The 18,990-nt window shown below is 66.7% G+C and carries 22 protein-coding genes; 10 read left to right on the forward strand and 12 right to left on the reverse strand.

From position 1 onward, the window contains the following. The 3 genes from R4P95_RS29560 to R4P95_RS29570 all read right to left on the reverse strand — a co-directional run. Nucleotides 1–596, reverse strand: a 596-nt coding sequence (locus R4P95_RS29560; protein ID WP_317815958.1) for an acyl-CoA dehydrogenase family protein, incomplete at its 3' end; no start/stop codon positions are given. Nucleotides 597–607: 11 nt separating this feature from the next. After that, nucleotides 608–2,143 carry a CoA-acylating methylmalonate-semialdehyde dehydrogenase gene (locus R4P95_RS29565; RefSeq protein WP_213572710.1) on the reverse strand — a complete coding sequence of 512 codons (1,536 nt, stop codon included), beginning with the start codon at nucleotides 2,141–2,143 and terminating at the stop codon, nucleotides 608–610. A gap of 139 nt (nucleotides 2,144–2,282) precedes the next feature. Continuing rightward, a complete protein-coding gene (locus R4P95_RS29570) occupies nucleotides 2,283–2,726 on the reverse strand; it encodes a protein-tyrosine phosphatase family protein (RefSeq protein WP_213572711.1) in 444 nt (147 codons plus the stop codon). Nucleotides 2,727–2,883: 157 nt separating this feature from the next. Here R4P95_RS29570 and R4P95_RS29575 point away from each other — a divergent pair, with 157 nt between their 5' ends. Continuing rightward, nucleotides 2,884–3,135 (forward strand): hypothetical protein, encoded by a 252-nt coding sequence (locus R4P95_RS29575; protein ID WP_159921120.1) that lies wholly within the window; start codon nucleotides 2,884–2,886, stop codon nucleotides 3,133–3,135. Between the two features lie 117 nt (nucleotides 3,136–3,252). Next, nucleotides 3,253–3,726 carry a hypothetical protein gene (locus R4P95_RS29580; protein WP_213572712.1) on the forward strand — a complete coding sequence of 158 codons (474 nt, stop codon included), beginning with the start codon at nucleotides 3,253–3,255 and terminating at the stop codon, nucleotides 3,724–3,726. Here R4P95_RS29580 and R4P95_RS29585 read toward each other — a convergent pair. Continuing rightward, on the reverse strand, nucleotides 3,712–4,191 hold the full coding sequence (locus tag R4P95_RS29585) for a DUF1990 domain-containing protein (protein ID WP_317747135.1): 480 nt from the start codon (nucleotides 4,189–4,191) through the stop codon (nucleotides 3,712–3,714). The two genes, R4P95_RS29580 and R4P95_RS29585, sit on opposite strands and share 15 nt — an antisense overlap. Nucleotides 4,192–4,407: 216 nt before the next feature. On the opposite strand from R4P95_RS29585, the gene R4P95_RS29590 reads away from it, so the two are divergent. Then, nucleotides 4,408–4,581 carry a CsbD family protein gene (locus R4P95_RS29590; RefSeq protein WP_109334986.1) on the forward strand — a complete coding sequence of 58 codons (174 nt, stop codon included), beginning with the start codon at nucleotides 4,408–4,410 and terminating at the stop codon, nucleotides 4,579–4,581. A gap of 43 nt (nucleotides 4,582–4,624) precedes the next feature. On the opposite strand, the gene R4P95_RS29595 is transcribed toward R4P95_RS29590, so the two are convergent. Genes R4P95_RS29595 through R4P95_RS29605 form a run of 3 tightly spaced genes read right to left on the reverse strand, consistent with a single transcriptional unit; the run spans nucleotide 4,625 to nucleotide 8,719 of the window. Then, a complete protein-coding gene (locus tag R4P95_RS29595) occupies nucleotides 4,625–5,056 on the reverse strand; it encodes a YkvA family protein (RefSeq protein WP_397517763.1) in 432 nt (143 codons plus the stop codon). Nucleotides 5,057–5,114: 58 nt separating this feature from the next. Further along, on the reverse strand, nucleotides 5,115–5,888 hold the full coding sequence (locus R4P95_RS29600; protein WP_317747133.1) for an SWIM zinc finger family protein: 774 nt from the start codon (nucleotides 5,886–5,888) through the stop codon (nucleotides 5,115–5,117). Continuing rightward, the gene (locus R4P95_RS29605; RefSeq protein WP_317747132.1) at nucleotides 5,885–8,719 is read right to left on the reverse strand and encodes a DEAD/DEAH box helicase; all 2,835 of its coding nucleotides are present in this window, start codon (nucleotides 8,717–8,719) and stop codon (nucleotides 5,885–5,887) included. Before R4P95_RS29605 ends, R4P95_RS29600 begins: the two co-directional genes overlap by 4 nt. Before the next feature lie 156 nt (nucleotides 8,720–8,875). Here R4P95_RS29605 and R4P95_RS29610 point away from each other — a divergent pair, with 156 nt between their 5' ends. Both R4P95_RS29610 and R4P95_RS29615 read left to right on the forward strand, forming a co-directional pair. Beyond that, on the forward strand, nucleotides 8,876–9,001 hold the full coding sequence (locus tag R4P95_RS29610; RefSeq protein WP_317747131.1) for a hypothetical protein: 126 nt from the start codon (nucleotides 8,876–8,878) through the stop codon (nucleotides 8,999–9,001). A gap of 87 nt (nucleotides 9,002–9,088) precedes the next feature. Continuing rightward, on the forward strand, nucleotides 9,089–9,997 hold the full coding sequence (locus R4P95_RS29615) for an NADP-dependent oxidoreductase (protein WP_317747130.1): 909 nt from the start codon (nucleotides 9,089–9,091) through the stop codon (nucleotides 9,995–9,997). A gap of 24 nt (nucleotides 9,998–10,021) precedes the next feature. Here R4P95_RS29615 and R4P95_RS29620 read toward each other — a convergent pair whose 3' ends face one another. Then, entirely contained in the window at nucleotides 10,022–10,405 is a 384-nt protein-coding gene (locus tag R4P95_RS29620; protein WP_213572717.1) for a hypothetical protein, read from the reverse strand. A 174-nt stretch (nucleotides 10,406–10,579) separates the two neighbouring features. On the opposite strand from R4P95_RS29620, the gene R4P95_RS29625 reads away from it, so the two are divergent. From R4P95_RS29625 to R4P95_RS29635, 3 genes are all read left to right on the forward strand, one after another. Beyond that, on the forward strand, nucleotides 10,580–11,848 hold the full coding sequence (locus R4P95_RS29625; RefSeq protein ID WP_317747129.1) for a DICT sensory domain-containing protein: 1,269 nt from the start codon (nucleotides 10,580–10,582) through the stop codon (nucleotides 11,846–11,848). A 120-nt stretch (nucleotides 11,849–11,968) separates the two neighbouring features. Continuing rightward, nucleotides 11,969–12,286, forward strand: a complete 318-nt coding sequence (locus tag R4P95_RS29630) for a hypothetical protein (protein WP_159921106.1) — start codon at nucleotides 11,969–11,971, stop codon at nucleotides 12,284–12,286. Between the two features lie 68 nt (nucleotides 12,287–12,354). After that, the gene (locus R4P95_RS29635; RefSeq protein ID WP_317747128.1) at nucleotides 12,355–13,050 is read left to right on the forward strand and encodes an HNH endonuclease family protein; all 696 of its coding nucleotides are present in this window, start codon (nucleotides 12,355–12,357) and stop codon (nucleotides 13,048–13,050) included. 5 nt (nucleotides 13,051–13,055) lie between these two features. Here the strand turns inward: R4P95_RS29635 and R4P95_RS29640 are convergent, their stop codons facing one another. Then, nucleotides 13,056–14,630, reverse strand: coding sequence for a molybdopterin-dependent oxidoreductase (locus R4P95_RS29640; protein ID WP_317747126.1), 1,575 nt, complete (start codon nucleotides 14,628–14,630; stop codon nucleotides 13,056–13,058). An 84-nt stretch (nucleotides 14,631–14,714) separates the two neighbouring features. Between R4P95_RS29640 and R4P95_RS29645 the strand changes: the two genes are divergently transcribed. Further along, nucleotides 14,715–15,530 carry a shikimate 5-dehydrogenase gene (locus tag R4P95_RS29645; protein ID WP_317747124.1) on the forward strand — a complete coding sequence of 272 codons (816 nt, stop codon included), beginning with the start codon at nucleotides 14,715–14,717 and terminating at the stop codon, nucleotides 15,528–15,530. A gap of 19 nt (nucleotides 15,531–15,549) precedes the next feature. Here the strand turns inward: R4P95_RS29645 and R4P95_RS29650 are convergent, their stop codons facing one another. Next, a complete protein-coding gene (locus R4P95_RS29650; RefSeq protein ID WP_317747123.1) occupies nucleotides 15,550–16,059 on the reverse strand; it encodes an O-acetyl-ADP-ribose deacetylase in 510 nt (169 codons plus the stop codon). 7 nt (nucleotides 16,060–16,066) lie between these two features. Then, nucleotides 16,067–17,257, reverse strand: coding sequence for a benzoate/H(+) symporter BenE family transporter (locus R4P95_RS29655; RefSeq protein ID WP_317747122.1), 1,191 nt, complete (start codon nucleotides 17,255–17,257; stop codon nucleotides 16,067–16,069). A gap of 81 nt (nucleotides 17,258–17,338) precedes the next feature. Here R4P95_RS29655 and R4P95_RS29660 point away from each other — a divergent pair, with 81 nt between their 5' ends. Further along, nucleotides 17,339–17,800: a thioesterase family protein gene (locus R4P95_RS29660; RefSeq protein ID WP_317747121.1), complete on the forward strand. Its 462-nt coding sequence runs from the start codon at nucleotides 17,339–17,341 to the stop codon at nucleotides 17,798–17,800. A gap of 30 nt (nucleotides 17,801–17,830) precedes the next feature. Here the strand turns inward: R4P95_RS29660 and R4P95_RS29665 are convergent, their stop codons facing one another. Next, nucleotides 17,831–18,859 carry a phosphotransferase family protein gene (locus R4P95_RS29665; RefSeq protein ID WP_250770218.1) on the reverse strand — a complete coding sequence of 343 codons (1,029 nt, stop codon included), beginning with the start codon at nucleotides 18,857–18,859 and terminating at the stop codon, nucleotides 17,831–17,833. Nucleotides 18,860–18,990: the final 131 nt, after the last annotated feature.

Here is an 18,990-nt window from a genome sequence, read left to right on the forward strand (position 1 = left end):
ATCTTCACCTCGTTCGGCCCGAACGAGAGCCCCGCCGACTCCTTCGGAACGATGAACGCGGAAATCCCCTTCGGCCCACCCTCCCCGGTGCGGGCCATCACCACATACACATCCGACGTCCCCGCACCGGAGATGAACTGCTTGACCCCATTCAGGACAAAAGAATCACCGTCGCGGACCGCCCGGGTACTCAACGCCGCCGCATCCGACCCGGCACCCGGCTCGGTCAGGCAGTAACTACCCAACTGATCCATCGCACACAACCCCGGCACGAACGCACGGCGCTGCTCCTCGGTGCCGAACCGGTCGATCATCCACGTCACCATGTTGTGAATCGAAATGTAGGCGGCGATCGACGGACACCCCCTCGCGAGCTGCTCGAAGATCCGAGCCGCGTCCACCCGGGTCAGCTCCGAGCCACCCACATCCTCCCGAATGTAGATCCCGCCCATCCCCAACGACGCCGCCTTCCGCAACACATCCACCGGGAAATGCTTGGTCTGATCCCACTCCACGGCATACGGCGCCAAATGCTCGGCCGCGAAGTCACGGGCCGTCTCACTGATCGCCCGCTCGTCATCGGTCAAGGTGAACATGGGGTTCCGTTTCAGTTCATGGTGGGGATGACGAAGTGGTTGTCAGGAGCGGAGCCTGCGGAGCGACCCTCGGGCCCTGCTTCCTTCTTGCCTGAGGGCCAACGCTGGGTCACGGTCTTGGTCTTGGTGTAGAAGCGGAACGAGTCGGGTCCGTGCTGGTTGAGGTCGCCGAAGCCGGAGCGCTTCCACCCGCCGAAGGTGTGGTACGCGATCGGCACGGGGATCGGGACGTTGACGCCGACCATGCCGACGTTCACGCGGTTGGTGAAGTCGCGGGCGGTGTCGCCGTCGCGGGTGAAGATCGCGACGCCGTTGCCGTACTCGTGCTCGGTCGGCAGGCGGAGTGCTTCCTCGTAGTCCGCGGCACGGGCGACGAGCAGGACGGGTCCGAAGATCTCTTCCTTGTAGACGCGCATGTCGGTGGTGACCTTGTCGAACAGGGTCGCGCCGGCGAAAAAGCCGTTCTCGTGCCCCTCGAGGGTGAAGCCCCGGCCGTCGACCACGGCCTCCGCACCTTCGTCGATGCCGATCTGGATGTAGCTGTCGACGCGCTCGAGGGCGTCCTTGCTGACCAGAGGTCCGAAGTCGGCGTTCTCATCGTCGCTGCGACCGATCTTCAGGCCGGCGACACGGTCCTTCAGCTTCGCGACGAGAGCGTCGGCCGTCTCCTCGCCGACCGGAACGGCAACCGAGATGGCCATGCAGCGCTCGCCGGCCGAACCGTAACCCGCGCCGATGAGCGCGTCGGCCACCTCGTCGAGGTCGGCGTCGGGCATGACGATGGCATGGTTCTTGGCGCCGCCGAAGCATTGCGCGCGCTTGCCGTGGGCAGCAGCGGTCTCGTAGATGTACTGCGCGATCGGGGTGGACCCGACGAAACCGACTGCCTTGATGCGATCGTCGGTGAGGAGGACGTCGACCACTTCCTTGTCACCGTTGACCACGTTGAAGACTCCGGCCGGCAGACCGGCCTCGAGGAACAGTTCGGCGAGGCGCAGCGGCACCGAGGGGTCGCGCTCGGAGGGCTTGAGGATGAAGGCGTTACCACACGCGAGGGCCGGCCCAGCCTTCCACAGCGGAATCATGGCCGGGAAGTTGAACGGGGTGATCCCGGCGACGACACCGAGTGGCTGGCGCATGGAGTACACATCGATGCCGGTGCCCGCGGACTCGGTGTACTCACCCTTGAGCAGATGCGGGGCGCCGACAGCGAACTCGATGACCTCGAGTCCTCGTTGGATGTCGCCCTTCGCGTCGGGAACGGTCTTGCCGTGCTCGGACGAGAGCAGGCGTGCCAGCGAGTCCATCTCGCCCTGCACCAACTGCAGGAACTTCATGAGGATGCGTGCGCGCTTCTGCGGATTGAAAGCGGCCCATTCGCGCTGCGCTTCCACCGCGTTGGCGATGATCGCCTCGGTCTCGGCCTTGTCCGCCAGCGGCACCCGCGACTGCACCGCACCGGTGTTGGGATCGTAGACGTCGCCAAACCTGTTGGAGGCACCCGGTACACGCTTGCCGCCGACGAAGTGGGATAGCTCTTGAACCATTGTGCGAACCCGTTTCTTGCTCGATGAATCAGGGAGTTCCGAATATATAGCCCATCCTATAGTTGGATGTCCTTGCATGTCTAGGTGTGAATCGCGAGACGCCGGGCGTCGTGAGCCAACCGTCGGTCACGCCGACGACTCACGGCCCGTCGGCAGACGGGAAGCGAGCAACGAACCGGCGTTGCCACGGTGTCTCCACGGCACGGGGAGAATAGTGCCGGCGGACGTAGTCGACCGCCGCCGAGTTGGGCACTCCGTCGAGTACGGCGAGGCAGGCAAGCGCTGTGCCGGTGCGCCCGACGCCTCCCCCACAGGCGATCTCGACGCGATCCGACTCTGCGCGCGCCCACACTTCGCGTAGCGCAGCCGTCGCCTCGCTGCGATCGGACGGCAACCAGAAATCGGGCCAGCGAAGCCAGCGATGTTCCCACTCGACGAACGGCGGGCGGCGGCCCAGCAGATACAGCGCAAAGGTGGGATGGGGAGCGGGCGGAAGCGGGCGCCTCAGCCCCCGTCCGCGCACGCGTCGACCCGACGGAAGTTCCAGCACTCCGGCCGCGCCGGGCTGCCACGGATCGGTCACCGCACGACCATAACCCGCATCGTTCGCCCGTATGCCCGTCGACGAAACCGGCGCGCCTGGTTTACCAATCAAGGAACGGTGGTATCTCCTTGGTGGAGTCAGGCCGCCCGGTTTTCCGCGGACGCGACCCGACGTGGTGCGAACGAGGGGTGCCGGCATGACCGCGACGGTTGACGACCTTGCCCAGTCCACCGCTCGACTGCGGTCCGATCTGAACGCGTTCGAACAGCGGATCAAGGACCTGACCGAAGCATTCGACTTGCTCGACCGGAGCATGCTCACCAGCAGCGACGAATCCATGGTGCTCGAGGTGATAGACAACCTCAGTGACGCCCGTCTGGATTTGACCACCGCAGACCGGCACCTCGAGGCCGCTGTGCGGCACGTCGAGCGGCTGTCCTTGGCTTGACCGCAGCGGCCGCCACCGACTGCTACCTGTGAGGTTTGCCGACTCCACCGAGTGGGGATGCTCGCTCTGTGAGCGCATCCGCGCTGCATCCGGCCGAATTTTTCGGGGAGGGTCGTCATGAACACAGTCACGTCCGGACTCGTCGCCGGAGCGGCCGGGGTGACCGCACTCAACACGGTGACGTACCTCGACATGGTGGTCCGCGGCCGTCCCGCAAGTACGGTCCCCGAAGAGACGATCGATTCGGTCGCCGCGAGTCTCGGAGTTCGAATACCGGGGCGCGGAAGTGCCATGCAGTCCCGCCGGACGGGGCTGGGCGCACTCGGCGGAATTGCTGTAGGCCTGGGCATTGCAGTGGGCGCCGGCCTGGTCCGCCGCACCGGATTTCGCTTGTCGCCGACAGCAGGTGCCGTAGCCATCGGTGCGGGTGCGATGGCTGCCACGGACATCCCGATCGCCGTCCGCGGCATCAGTGATCCGCGGAATTGGTCGGTCCAGGATTGGCTCAGCGACATCGTCCCGCATCTGGCATACGGCGCGGCCGTGCATGCAGTTCTCCGACAGCAGGACGCGAAGTTATCGCTTCTGTGACACCAACGCGTCGAGATAGCGCCGCGTCATCACCTTCTGCACTGCCCGGTTCGCGGGGCCGCCGAGTCGGGTGAACCACCGGCCGGGCCGCGAGAAAGCGGAGATACTCGCGACGACGGCGTCGTCCGGTCGGTGTTCGATGACGAATCGCTCTTCCCCCGTTTCCGGGTGTCCCTCGAGCGACCCGTAGGCGAAACCCTTGACACGGGGCTCGTCGACGACGTAGATCACGCGGCAACAGAAGGCGAGTCCGACCGGACCGATCCCCCACCGAAGCTCGACGGCGGCGTCGGGAGTCGCCGTAGGAGTATTGAGGCCGACCTTCACGCCGGCGCCGCGGTGCATCCCCCAGGTGAACAGCTGTGCGACGGCGGAGTCGAACACTGCGGAACCACGACCGATCACCTTCTGCTCGTCGAGATGGTGGTATCCACTCGGAAACGGAAGGTCACGACTGGCGCCCACCTCGGTATAGGTGAACTCACGCGTGTCACAGGGTTTGCGGCTGACGGCAGGCTCCTCCCGATCCCCGGTCGGTCGATGCCGACCGCACGAACGCCAGCCTAGTCCGGGTGCGGCCGGGGGCGCATCGAAAGGATGTGCACCCGAGAAGTAGTCGAGTGGCCGAACCGCAATCGGATTAGGATTGCAGTGGACGTCATCCACTCGGAGGAGCACGCCATGAGCATCGTCGACAAGGCCAAGAACGCCGTCCAGCACGCTGCGGGAAGGTCCCGGGAATCGATCGGCCGGGCCACCGGAGACAACGAGCTGAAGAACATCGGCAAAGCGGACCAAAGGAAGGCCAGTGTGAAGAAGGCCGCCGAGCGAGTCAAGGACGTGTTCAAACACTGACGCGGAGCGAGCTTTCCGGAGCGCCTCCCAACCGAACGCACCGTCAGGCACGACGGTGCGTTCGCGGTTGCGCGATATGATGAACGGCCGCAAGACCTTCAAGAGTGCCGGGCCAATGCCGGGCAAGTGCGTGTGCGCCCGCTCGACGGGTCACCGAGCGTAGAACGAGAGCCACCACCAGTACGTCATCGGCATATCCGATGACGGGGATGAAGTCGGGTATGACGTCGATCGGTGCGGCGAGGTAGATCAGGAGAAGCGTGAGCCGGATCCGGATGCCCCGGGGTAGCGTGGGATCTCCCGCCAGTCGACGCACGAGACGCACGACATCCGGCAACAACCGAAGTACATCGGTGACGGGCATGGTCCCGGAATTTGTTCGCATCAGAGCGACCACCAGCAGCAGCCAGAGCACAGCGATGCCGGCAGCCGCACCGACGATCATCGGCCAGGCCGCTGCCCACAGCTCGTGCAGGGTCACCTACCGATTTTCCCGCACACGGCGGGGAGCACCACATCACCCAACGCCAGGATCAACGGAGATGCTGATATAGCGTGTTCAGGTCCGCGATGGCGGCGTCCACCTCGCGCTCATCGGCGCACACGGATCGGATCGCCTTGCGCAGCAGCAGGGGGTCGAGGTCGTCGACCGCCGCCCGGAAGTCGGTGTCGGGCAGGGCGGGTAGTTGGGCGCTGTCACCGAACCAATCGGCGACATCTTCCTCGGCGTTGCCACCGCCGACTCCCTCGATCAGCATGTCGAGGTCGACCCCGCGCAGGGTCAGTATCTCCAGGGGGTTCTCGTCGATCCGCTCCGTGGTCAGATATGCGACCGCAGCGGCGTGCTTACACGGCCAGCCGTCGTCCGGACAGGTGCAGTCGTAGTGGAGCGCCGAAGAGCCGGAGGGTAGCAGGAGGGGACCGAGAATTTCCGGCACCGCCCCACCCGCGAGCATCGCAAGGCTGCCGGGCTGTTTCCGCACCAGCGTGACCAATTCGGCGATCTCGTCCTCGTCGAGCCGGTCGATCGAGACGGTTGCGACGAACGGCTGGAGCTGGCTGCCCTGGACTTCGCCGGTCACCATCCCATGGCTGATTTCGAGGGAGACGACCTGTCCGCTGCGCGCGTAGCTGCGGCCACGACTCATCCGCCCCTTGTCGCCGACGAACTCGATGATGTCGACCAGTTCCCGTCCCCACCAGGTGTGGCCGAATGCTCCCCGCCGCGAGCGTGCTGCCAGGCCGCCCTGCACCGGTCGTCGTGAGCCGTACCGAGCGAAATGCGGTGCCGGTCGCCGATCCGTCATTCGCCGACCGCCTCGTCGCCGAGTCGCAGCAGCTCGCCGAGCTGTTCGGTGCTCATCTCCGTCACCCAATTCTCACCGGTTCCGACCGCGAGATCGGCCAACTCCTGTTTGGTCGCGATCATCGCGTCGATCCGTTCCTCGAGCGTGCCCACGCACACCAGTTTCCGCACCTGGACGTCTCGGCGCTGCCCGATGCGGAACGCCCGGTCGGTGGCCTGGTTCTCGACCGCCGGATTCCACCATCGGTCGAGGTGCACGACGTGATTGGCCGCCGTGAGGTTGAGCCCGGTACCCCCCGCCTTGAGTGAGAGCAGCATGATCGGCGGTCCGCCGTCACCTTGGAATGCCGCCACCATGTCGTCGCGCTTCTGTTTGGTGACGCCTCCGTGCAGAAACGGCACGGCGGTACCGAAACGTTCCGACAGGTACGGTGCCACGAGATCGCCGAACTCGCGGAACTGGGTGAACAGCAACGCTTTCTCGCCGTCGGCCAGTACGGAGTCCAGGATGTCCTCGACAAGACCGAGCTTTCCCGACCGGTGCTGACCGCGGCGCGTCACCGCGGACCCGTCCCGCAGAAAGTGCGCCGGATGGTTGCATACCTGCTTGAGTTTGGTCAGCGCGGCAAGCACGGCACCCTTGCGCTTCATCCCCTTCTTGTCCCTGATCTGCGCCATCATGTCGTCGACCACCGCCCGATACAGCGCCGCCTGTTCTGCGGTGAGATTGGCGCGCACCGTCATCTCGAACTTGTCGGGGAGGTCGGCGATGACCGCCGGATCGGTTTTTACCCGGCGGAGCACGAACGGTGAGGTGACGGCCCGCAGCCGGGCCACCGCGGTCTCGTCCTGCTCCCGCTCGATCGGAACGACGAAGCGTTTGCGGAACATCGCCTCGGAGCCCAGGATGCCGGAATTCGCGAAATCGAGAATGGAACGCAACTCGTCGAGCCGGTTCTCGACGGGTGTGCCGGTCAACGCCACCCGGTGCGCAGCGGGGATACTACGGGCAGCCCTGGCCTGGGACGTCTTCGAGTTCTTGATGTGCTGCGCCTCGTCGAGCACCACCCGGCGCCACTGCTGTTCCTTCAACTGCGCAAGGTCGCGTGCCAGCAACGCGTATGTGGTGATCACGAGGTCACTCGCACCGACCGCAACCGTCAGCTCCTCACCGGTCAGCCGTTGCGGGCCGTGGTGGACATGCACACGCAAGGTCGGAATGAAGCGGGCCGCCTCTCGTTGCCAGTTGCCGACCACGGACATCGGGCACACCAGAAGTGTCGGCGAAGGCGCGTTCTCGTGCGCCAGCAACGCCAGCAGTTGCAGGGTCTTACCCAGGCCCATGTCATCGGCGAGGACGGCCCCCAGTTCGAGCCTGCTCATGAACGCCAGCCAGTCGAGCCCCCGCTGCTGATACGGCCGCAAGGTGGCGTCCAGCCGCTCGGGGACCGGAACCTGCTCCGGCTGCACGTCGCCTTCGAGTAACGCGGCAGCCCACCCGCTCGCCGTCACCTCGTCCACCGGAAGGCGCGAGAGATCATCGGCAATAAGGTCTTTGATCAAGTCGACGATGGCACGGTCGCCACTTCCCTGCCGTTCCGTCACGTAGCGTGCCGCGCGAGCGAGCACTTCGGAATCGGCCCGCACCCATTCACCACGCAGCCGCACCAGATCGCTCTTGGAATTGACCAATCGAGTCATTTCGGCGGCCGTCAGGACGGTGTCCCCGAGCGCCAGCTCCCAGTCGTACTGCACCAACTGGTCCTTGCCGACCGACCGGTTCTCCGCGCTCGCCGGGGTCCCCGGCGAACTGACCCGCAACCGCATGGACGGCGACGCCACACTCCAGGCCCGCGGCAGCAACAGGCTGATGCCCTTCTCTTTCAACGCGACCGCCCCGTGCCCGACCAGGTCGATCACGACCGCGGTAGGGAGGAACAGATCGAGGCTGTCGGGGTCGCTCGGCACATCCTGCAGTCGCGGATACGCCGCCACGGCCTCCGTCAATTTGCGGACACCGATCTGGAGGCGGCTCGCGTCCGTGTGATGCAGGGGAATCGGAACCGGGGCTTCGCCTTCCGGACGCAGGCACACCTCCAGCCGCCACAGGGCGGTGTCCGGATCCCAGTCCCCCTCGACGTCGGCGTCGTCCGGTTCGAGCAGGCGCAACACCAGTTCGGGCTCGTCCACGGTGAGGCTGTCACGCCAGCGGTCGAGCGAACCGGACAGTTGCGGCGTTCCCTCGTCGTAGGAATCGCCGTGCACGAGCGCGGCGAGGAACGGATGCGGCGGATGGCTGCGCCGACCGTCGAGCGGGCGGTGGCCGAGAACATGACGGGTGATCGGGTCGGTGAGTTCGGTGACGAGGTCGTCCAGCACGGAGCGTGCGCCGCTCCCGTGGCGCTGCACCGGCGGCATCGCGACAGTGAGTTCGGTCAGCCAGGCACGCTGTCGTTCACCGCCGAGCAGTCGCCAACGCGGCCACCATGTGCCCTCCGCACGATGCGTCTCGGGGACCACCCGACCGGCACGCGCCCATCGCTCGATTCCGCGCACCGTATGGGCGAGGTACCGCAAATCGCCGGCGATCCGCGAATCCCACGGCGACACCGCCAGCAGGAACTCCGCGGCATCGGGCGGGGCCAAAGCCACCGCCGGCCACTCGACCAGCTCCGGACCCGAGGGCGCCGGCATCGGCACCTTGACATGGTGCCGGAACCTGCGCTGCAATACCCGGCCGACAGCATCGGCGGCGGACTCCTCCGCCACGAGATCCCGGTCCTCGACCCACAGCATGAGTCCCGAACCCGGTGTCCAGAGACCGTGCAGCATGGACCCATCCAATCAGGCGGAGCCGACAGCATCCGAAGTCCCTGCATTTTCCGTGTAACCGTGGCCGGTGCCGGACCGATGAACGTGGTGGCGGCTGTCCGCGCCGAAGCGCACCACGGATCGCTGCCGGAACCACTGCAGTGATCGGAGGAAGACATGGACTTTGCACAGATTCTCGAAGGCTTGCTCGCCCTGCTCGAGTCGCTCGGACCCTTGATGGGCGGCGAGGGTGGCGGCGGGGGCGGCACAGGATCGTTGGGCGGACTGTTCGGCAGCTCCTGACCTGTCGACAATGAGCCCGCCGGGATACCCGGCGGGCTTCGTCGTGCCCGATCCGCGAAACGCGCCGTCCGTGATAGGAGTTGAGGCGTGAGCACCGCATACGGCTTCCGCGAGTACGGTGGCCCCGAAACCCAGCAGTTCTTCGACGTTGCCATCCCGTTCCCGGGCCCCGGACAGCTGCAGGTGGCTGTGCACGCGGCCGGGGTGAATCCCGCCGATTGGAAGGTGCGGGCAGGTACCCGCAAGGACACCGTGCCCGTCACGCTTCCGGCAGTGCTGGGCCGCGAGGTGGCGGGAGTGGTCACCGCGGTCGGTCCTCGGGTCGCCGACTTCGCGGTCGGCGATGCCGTGTTCGGAGCGACGGCCACCGGTTACGGCGGGTACGCCGATCACACGATGCTGAATGCGTCGTCGACGGCACACAAGCCCGGGTCCGTCTCCTTCGCCGACGCCGCCACCCTTCCCGTGGCAGCAGGCACCGCCTACGACGCGATGTCCACGCTGAACCTGCCCGCAGGAAGCCGATTACTCGTGATCGGTGCCGGCGGCGGCGTCGGGGTCGCTGCGCTGCAATTGGCGGCCGCCCGGGGCATCGCTGTTCTCGGAGTCGCGAGCCGGAGTAAGCGTGACGTGGTCGAGTCGCTCGGCGCGGAGTGGCTCGAGTCCGGCGCCGGGTTGGCGACGCGGATATCGGAGCCGGTCGATGCCGTATTCGACCTGGTCGGGGGTGACGCGCTGGCCGATGCGGTCAGGGTCGCCCGAGATCCGGCCGCGATCGTCAGCGTCGGCGACCCGCTCGCTGCCCGTGATCTCGGCGGTTCGGGCGTGGAACGAAGGCGCACCACCGCAGTCTTCGCCGAACTGGCTGCCCTGGTGGCCTCCGGTGTCCTGGACCCGCGGGTCACTCACAGCTTCCCTTTCGCGCAGGCGGGTGAGGCACTGGCGCTGGTCGAGTCCGGCCACGCGGCGGGCAAGGTCGTGATCGAGGTGGGTTAGTCGCCCGCCGCTCGGCTCGTCCCGTCAGACAGCTTCGCGAGCGGCGGAGGGCCAGCGTGTGGACCGGCCGGGGGTCGGGCGGCACAACTGCCGGCCGTCGAGCGCACCGACTCGGGCCAAGACCTGGTCGACCGCATCGACGAGCCAGTCGCCGTGCACGGTGACGAGTGGTTCTTCGGCGTCGACCGATCCGCGGCCGACGAAGTGCACCGTCCAGCCACCATCGGCGTCGGCATCCCGCAGGGCGCCGTCGGCCGTGGCGATCGCCAGGAGGTGACAGCCGAGCGTCAGATCGACGCGCACACCTACACCTGCCGCCGTCTCGACGAGGCGTGCGGGTCGATCTGTCGCCAGGGTGAGAGCGAGGAGAGCATCGTGGTAACGCCCGATTTTCGGTGAGTCACTCATGTTCGCCACCTTTTCTACTGAGACCGAACCGTACGACGCTGTCCTGATCGTTGCCGCCGCTCATGTCGCGGGGGCGACCACAAAGTCACGAAACAATAACGAATAGTCACGGAATGGTAACGGCAATCTCCGTGCCCTGCTGCGGCGCGCGAGCACCAGTGCGAGAATCGCGGCATGTTCGTTCTCGCCCCTGACCAGTCCGTCGACAATCCTGACCGGTCCGTCGACACTGCTGAGGTGGGCGGACTGGCGGTCTCGCCGCACACGGCGGCCGTGCGACGCCTGGACAATGGGGCCCTCGCCGCTCTCGAGGTGCAGCTGCGCGGGCCAGCGGACGGCCCACTCGCGACCCCCGAAGCACTGCGGACCGTGGCCCGGGCCATGAACGAGAAGCGCGAGCTCGACCATCTCACCTGGGACGTCGCCGGTACGGTCGCAGCGGACGGCGTTCCCGTACTGGTGTCGATCGACCTCGACTCCCTCCCCGGCCTGGAGAATCGCGCGGCTGATCCCGAGTGCCAGCGCCGAGAGATCGTCGTGGTCACCGCCGCGATATTCACTGCCGATCCGTCCCGCGCACTGCGGGCCGTCGCAGATGCACGCGGCCGCGGAAGGCTCATCGCCGTGGACGATGTAGGCACCCACCCCGCAGCCATCGCACTGCTGTCGCTGATCGAGCCGGACATCATCCTCCTCGCGCCCGTCATGATCACGCGTCGCCCGGACTCGGACATCGCCCGCACCGCGCATGCGGTGGCTGCACGCGTGGAGAGTTCCGGTGCTGTGGTGGTCGCCACCGGAGTGGGCACCGAGGTGCAGCGCCGGCGTGCGCTCAGCCTGGGAGCGACGTACGGGGTCGGCGAGCATCTCGAGGACATCGAGTCGGCCCCGGCGTCGTGGCCGGCTTCCGCGACTGTCGAGCCGTTCCCGCCCACGCCGACCTGGAACACTCCCGACCACGACTCGCGCTCACCACACGCCATCGCCTCCTCCGGGCGCACCGCTGTCCGCAGTCTCAAGCGACTCCTGGTGACCATGAGCACCACCCTCGAGACGCACGCCGCCGCCGCGGGGCCCGAAACCCTGGTGCTGGGAACCTTCCAGCGCGCCGAGCACTTCACCGACCGGACGCGCACCCGTTGGCAGAACATGGCGAGCCGGATCGCCTACGCGGGTGTGTACGGCGTCGGCATGGGTCACACGGTGGACGAGGGCATTCATCAGGCTCCCCTCGCGGCGGACGATGAGCTGGTGGAGGAGTGGAACGTCGTGGTACTGGGCCCCCACTTCGGTTGCGTTCTCTCCGCCGTGGATCTTCACCGCGGAGAGGCAGATTCGGAACGCGAATTCGACTACGTCGTCTCCTACGACCGCTCGACGGTTGTGCGGTGTGCGCGCGCCGTCCTCGACCGGTTCACCGCCGATCCGAGCAGCGCCGGGTAGAGCGGCCGGAGGTCGACCGCCGTGTCGACATTTCCGCCGCCCGGGCCATGGCGTCGTGCAGGAGGCAGGTGAGATGCTGGAACTTGTCCGCCCGCCACGCCGGAGACTCGGAGTCGGCCCATGAGCATCCTCATTCAGGTTCTCGAGCAGGGATACGCACTCACCACCCCGTGGGAGCAGCGAAAGTATGCTTTCGTCGACGCAACGCACATCGTGACGATCCGCCTCGACGGGCAGTCCGGCGTCTGGCTCGACGGGATGAAACACGGTGAGGCGCATCAACTTGCCATCACGCCGGTCCCCAGCGAAGCCATCTTCTTCCTCCTCCGCACCCTCGACGTCCTGGCGGAGTGCCGAGAGAGTGGTGGGTCGTGGGTGATCGGGCACGACGGTGCCCACCTGTCCTCGATCGCCGCCGTGCAGTTACCCTTCGCCTGACGTGTCGGTGGCCCGCGCAATACTGCGGGTCGACGGTTCGGACACTCGTCGAGCGCCGGGGGGACGCAATGAGGGTTCTGTATGTCGTGCTGTGGGCTCTTGCGGTCAGTGGCTGCGGGGTATCGATCCTTGATCTGAGCGGGCCGGGCCCGGCGCCCGGCAGTCCGCCGCGCGAGCACATCGAACAGTTGCTGGCACAGGTCGACACGGTCGAGTCCCGCCCGCACCCGGGTGGGTACCAACGCGGGTGCTCAGGCAAGGAACAGTGCGTCTTCGGTCCGGCGTGGACAGACGCCCAGGGCGCTCCAGCGGGGCACGACGGATGCGACACCCGCAACAACGTGCTGGCCACCGACCTGCGATCGGTGTCGTTCCGGGACGGCACCCGGGAGTGTGTCGTGCTGAGCGGGGTCCTCGCCGACCCGTACTCCGGCGAGGACGTCACCTTCGACCGCAGCGACGCCAAGGCCGTGCAGATCGACCACGTCTACCCGTTGGCCGCGGCCTGGGACATGGGTGCGTCCACGTGGCCACTGGAGCGCCGACTGCGGTTCGCCAACGACGTGATGTTCGAATTGCTGGCCGTCAACGGCGACGACAACCAGGACAAGGGAGACCAGACTCCCGGCGACTGGCTTCCGCCGAATCCCGCGTATCACTGCTTCTATGCGGGCAAGTATCTCAGCGTCGCCGTCGAGTACGGCCTTCCTGTCACCGTCGCCGACCGGAAGGCACTCGCCGATGTGGCGGAAAGGTGCCCGTGAGCTCCTCAGGACACCGTGAACGAGCGTGTGTGCCACCCGGTGGCGCCGCCTGGAATCGGCGGGGTCCGTTCTTCGACCTGTACGTTGCCGCTGAGGTCCGTCGCCCGCACTTGCAGTGTGTGCAGGCCCGGTGTCGCCTGCCATTCCCAGGTCCATTGACGCCAGGTGTCGATGGTGTATTGCTGTGCGAGCGCGGCCTTTTCCCACGGGCCGTTGTCTACCCGCACTTCCACCGTCTCGATTCCTCGGCGCTGCGCCCAGGCGGTTCCGGCGACCAGTACCGGACCCGGTACCAACGGCGCGAAGGGAGCGGGCACGTCGATGCGGGAGGCGGTCTTGATCGGTGCTTTCTCGGCCCACCCCCGCTGCGTCCAGTACGCCTCGGCCGCGTCGAAGCGGGTGAACTCCCAGTCCACCACCCATTTGGTGGCGGAGACGTAACCGTAGAGACCGGGCACGACCTGGCGCACGGGGTAGCCGTGCTCGAACGGCAAGGGCTCACCGTTCATCGCCACCGCGAGAATTGCGTCGCGCCCGTCGCGCAATGCTTCGATCGGTGTACCTGCGGTGAAGCCGTCGATACTCGTCGAGAGCAGCATGTCGGCCTCGGCACCGACGCCCACCTCGTCGAGGAGATCCCTGATCAGGTACCCGATCCAGGTGGCGTTGCCGGCGAGGACTCCCCCGACCTCGTTGGACACGCACGTCAACGTGATAATCCGTTCGACCGGGGTCCGTGCAACGAGGTCGTCCCACGTGAGGGTGAGTTCCCGATCCACCATTCCGTGGATGTGCAGCTCCCAGTTGTCCGTCGTCATCCGCGGGACCCGCAGCGCGGTGTCGATGCGGTAGAACTCGTCGTTCGCGGTGACGAACGGGGTGGCGCCCGGTACGCCGATGTCGGTTCCCGGAGCGATCGGAGACGCCTTGTCCGCGACCGAGGGAATCGCGAAATTCCGACGGTTGTCGATGGCCCCGGCAATCTGCTGGCCCAGATGCCGTCCGACAGCTCCCGCCGCCGCTGCCGCCGCAGCAGCAGTGGCCGCGAGCACGAGAAACTTTCGGCGGGGCAACCGCGAATCCGCACCATCGGCCCCTTCCTGCATCTGCGCCGCCGCCGTCAAGATGCGGAGTACGACGATTCCGGCCGCGACCCCTGCGAGCGTCGGCACCGCGTAGACCCACGAGGCGCTCGGGCGTTGTGTGGCGGCAAATACGCCGACTGCGCCCAGAATTCCGAGGATGGCACTGCCGAAGGGGGCGCGCGGTCGCTCGACGATGCCTGCCGCTGCGGCAAGCAACACGATCAGCAGTGTCATCCCCACGAAGAGCGCCGGCTTGTCGTTCGTTCCGAACGTCGAAATGGCGAACTCGCGCGCCCAGGCCGGACTGCGGTCGACCGTGGTGGAACCCACCGCATAGAAGGGCGAGCTGTTCTGGTCGATCAGCACCGACACGAGTTCACCGACCGCGAGAACGACACCGGCGGCGATCACTCCCGCGAGTGCACGGGAGAACAGATGCCGCCGCCTCTCGGGCGCTCGTGCGGCGTGGGGCCGGTCACCGATCGTGGTAGTCATGCAGCCGTGCTCCTTTGTTGTGGTCACGGGGTATTCGGAGCCGACAACACGCGCGGATGGGAGCCCACCACTAGTATTGCGCTGATGAACACGCTCGACAAAGACACCGTTCTCTGCATCTCGCTTTCCGGTCGACCGAGCAACATCGGCACCAGATTTCACAACTATCTCTACGGTGAGCTTGGTCTGAATTACGTCTACAAAGCGTTCACCACCACCGACCTGCCGGCCGCGGTCGGCGGAATTCGCGCACTCGGTATCCGCGGGGCCGGTATCTCGATGCCGTTCAAAGAGCAGGTGATCGACCACGTAGACGTCATGCACTCGTCGGCGTCGGTCATCGAGTCGGTGAACACCATTGTCAACGAGGACGGCGTGCTGCACGCCTACAACACCGACTATCAGGCAGTAGCAAACTTGATGCGGGAGAACGCACTTCCACATTCACTGTCCGTGGCCGTCGCGGGCAGCGGTGGGATGGCCAAGGCGGTGGTGGCAGCAGTACGCGACTTCGGGTTCACCGATGTCACCGTGGTGGCCCGCAACGCAGAGACGGGCGGCGCGCTCGCGAAGCAGTACGGCTTTTCGTGGCAACCCGAATTGGGTCACGCTCGTCCGGGCCTGCTGATCAACGCGACGCCGATCGGGATGGCCGGTGGCGCCGAGGAGGACGCTTTGGCGTTCGAACTGGACGCGATCGAGGCCGCGGAGGCGGTGTTCGACGTGGTGGCGATGCCCCCGACCACGCCGTTGATCAGAGCGGCGGCCGAACGCCACAAGACCGTGATCACCGGCGCCGAGGTGATCGCGTTGCAGGCGGCCGAGCAGTTCGTCCTCTACACCGGCGTCCGCCCCTCTCCGGAAGAGATCCGGCGGGCGTCGGAGTATTCGCGGTCGTGAAACACGCGCGGGTCGCGGATCACCCGACCGCCGCGCGAAGCCTTTCCGCCATCCGCGCGTCGAACGCCACGAACATGACGCGCGGCACACCGCTGTCCGATCCGCGCACTGCACTGACGGCCTGACGGACGGCGTCGTCGGCCGGCCACCCGTAGACACCGGCCGAGATCAGCGGGAAGGCAACCGATTCCGCGCCGAGGTCGGCCGCCACGCGCAAGCTGCTCAGGTACGCACCCCGCAGCAGGTGTGATCGATCCTCGGAAGACGAGTACACCGGTCCGACGGTGTGGATCACCCACCGGGCCGGCAACCTCCCCGCCGTCGTGGCCACAGCCTCCCCTGCTGGCAGTCCGTCGGGCAGTTCCGTAGCCCGTAACGTCCTGCACTCGGCCAGGATGTCCGGTCCTCCCACACGGTGGATCGCTCCGTCCACGCCGCCGCCGCCGAGAAGGGCGGGGTTGGCCGCATTGACGATCGCGTCCACCGCCACGGTCGTGATGTCGCCCTGCACTACCTCGATGGTCGTCATCGGCCCATTATCTCCGGAAGTGCAGGGCCGTCCGCACGATCAGTCCGGCGATCAGCGCCCAGAAGGCCGAACCGATTCCGAGGACGCTGACCCCGGACGCCGCGATCAGAAAAGTGACGACAGCCCCTTCACGTTCGCGTATGTCGGCGAGCGCGGACGCGAGCGCACCACCCAGAGTCGCGAGTAGGGCGAGACCGGCCACCGTCTCCACGACGCCCACCGGAGCCGCCGCAATGAGCGCGGCCACAGCCGCCGAGCAGGCCGCGAGGACCAGATATGCCCAGCCTGCGGTGAAGGTCGCACGCCACCGTTTCCGGGGGTCGGGGTGGGCGGTGGGTGCCGCGGAGAGGGCGGCACTGATCGCCGCGAGGTTGATGGCGTGCCCACCGGCGGGTGCGCCCACCAGGGTTCCGATCCCCGTCACCAGCATCGCGGGCCGCCACGGGACCTCGTATCCGAAGGACTTCATCACCGCGGTTCCAGGAATGTTCTGCGACGCCATGGTCACGATGTACAGCGGCACGGCGATCCCGATCAATGCCTGCCAGGACCACGTCGGTGTCGTCAGCACCAGCTCCGGCAGCAAGGCGCTGGCATCCAGTCCGACTTTCCCGACGACGAGGCTGACGGCGATCACCACACCCGCAGCGGCGAATGCTGCCGGGACCGCCCACCGTGTGGAGTACCGCTGCAGAATCAGCCACACCAGCACGACCGGGGCGACGGCGAGCGGTGCGTCCCGTAACGCGAGCACCGGGGCCAGGCACAGGGGCAGCAGCACCCCGGCCAGCATCGCCTGCGCCAACGCGGAAGGAATTGCGGCGATCACCCGCCCGAGCCGTGGCCACAACCCGGTGAGAAGGATCGCAACACCCACGATGGCGAAGGCGCCCACCGCAGCGGGCCAGCCACCGCCCACGGTCCCGGCCCCGGCGAGGAGCGCGGCGCCGGGCGTCGACCAGGCGAGGGTGATCGGCATGCGATAACGCCGCGACAACCACAGCATCCCCAGTGCCTGCGTCACACACAGTATGAGGAGGCCCGACGCCGCCTCGGCGGAATTCGCGCCGACCGCGGTCAGACCCGTGAGGACCACGGCGAAGGAACTGGTGAATCCCACCAGGGCCGTGACGATTCCCGCACTGACCGGCTGGGCGGCGGAAGAAGGCGAACGCACGTCACTGTCGGGTACGGACATAGGACGCGATTCTGCCCGATGCGCGGCACGTCCGGCGGGCCTGCCCAGGGCACGGGAACCCCGCCGTTTAAGGTCGAACCGATGAAACACGACGACGTTCCCGCCTTGCCGACCGCCGACGACTTCCCGGTCCTCTGGCCGGTACCCACCCGCTGGGCAGACAACGACCACTACGGTCACGTCAACAACGTCACCTACTACTCGTACTTCGACACCGCGGTCAACGCCTGGCTGATCGCGGAAACGGGCACGGACATCCGGGAGTTGCCGGCGATCGGCGTCGTTGCCGAGACATCCTGCAAGTACCTCGGTGAACTGACCTTCCCGGACCGCCTCCAGGTGGGACTATCGATAGAGCGCCTCGGCACTCGCAGCATCGTGTACGCGCTCGCCATCTTCCGGGAACGCGGCGAGGCCCTCGACCTGGCGGCTCTCGGCCGATTCGTCCACGTGTACGTCGACGCGAAGACGCGCAAGCCGGTGCCCATCCCACCCGACATTTTCAGTGCGGCAGAGCTATTGGTGGTGCCGGGCACGAAGTGAGCGCCCGGCACCACTGAGCAGCGCCTCGGTTCAGCGCAGGCCCTCGGCCTCCGCCGTGGCCACGGCCCGGGCGATGATGCCGTCGATCAGCTTGACCGTGGGCGCACCCGTCTCGGCCTGGTTTCGTGGATCGTCCGTCACCCGACGCAGGACGCCTTCGGCGATGATCGCCAGTTTCCACAGTGCCAGAACGTGCCAATAACCCACATGAGTGACGTCGCGCTCGGTTTCCTGGGTGTACGCCTCCACGAGTTCGGCCCTCGTCGGGAAACCCTCCAGCGTGGAAGCGGGGAAGGGTCCGGCATCCTCGTCACCGGCCTCCGGCCAATAGGCCAGAAGTGCACCGACGTCAGCCAGCGGATCTCCGAGGGTGCAGAGTTCCCAGTCCACCACGGCGAGCACCTCGCCCTCCTCGGGCGAAGTGATGACATTGCTCAGATGGAAGTCACCGTGCACGAGCGACAACTCCTTCTGCTCGGGCATGTTGCGCTGGAGAATGTCCGCAAGCTGCTCGACCTCCGGTACATCACGAGTCCGGGACTTTTCCCACTGGTCTGCCCAACGCTTCAATTGTCTTGCCGCATAGGGCTTGTGGCTCGCCAAGTCCTCGAGCCCGGTGTCCGCCAGGTCGACGGCGTGAATCTTCGCGAGCGCGCGCGCCATCGCGAGCCCGACACCGCGCCTCTGCTCGGGTGTCAATTTCTTGGCGACCCCGATGCTGTCGATCACCACGCCGGCCACGTAACTCATCAACACGAGTGGGGCGTCGGTCACCTCGGGATCTTCGGTGAGTCCGAGAATTTTCGGCACCGGCACGTCCGAACCCTGCAGCGAGGACAGGATTCGATGTTCCCGGACCACGTCGTGCGCCGAGGCGAGCAGGTTTCCGAGCGGCGGACGCCGAAGCACCCATCGACCGCCACCTGCATCACTGACCGCATACGTGAGGTTCGACTGACCGTTTCCGATCCGTTCGAAGCTCAGCGGTGCGATCGCTCCTACACCGAGTCCGGCAATCCACGCGGAGACGGCATCTTCGTTCAACCCCACAGCATTCACGCGCTCGATGCTAACCGCTCGGGGGCCCGGTGCGGTGGGAACCGTGACGCACCGGCGGTAACGGCGAGGTGGATTCGGTCCGATACCGCCACGCCGGACGGATCCTCGGATCACCACTCCATAACAGTTCA

The sequence above is a fragment of the Rhodococcus sp. IEGM 27 genome (assembly GCF_033142305.1).
Lineage (GTDB): Bacteria > Actinomycetota > Actinomycetes > Mycobacteriales > Mycobacteriaceae > Rhodococcus_F > Rhodococcus_F oxybenzonivorans.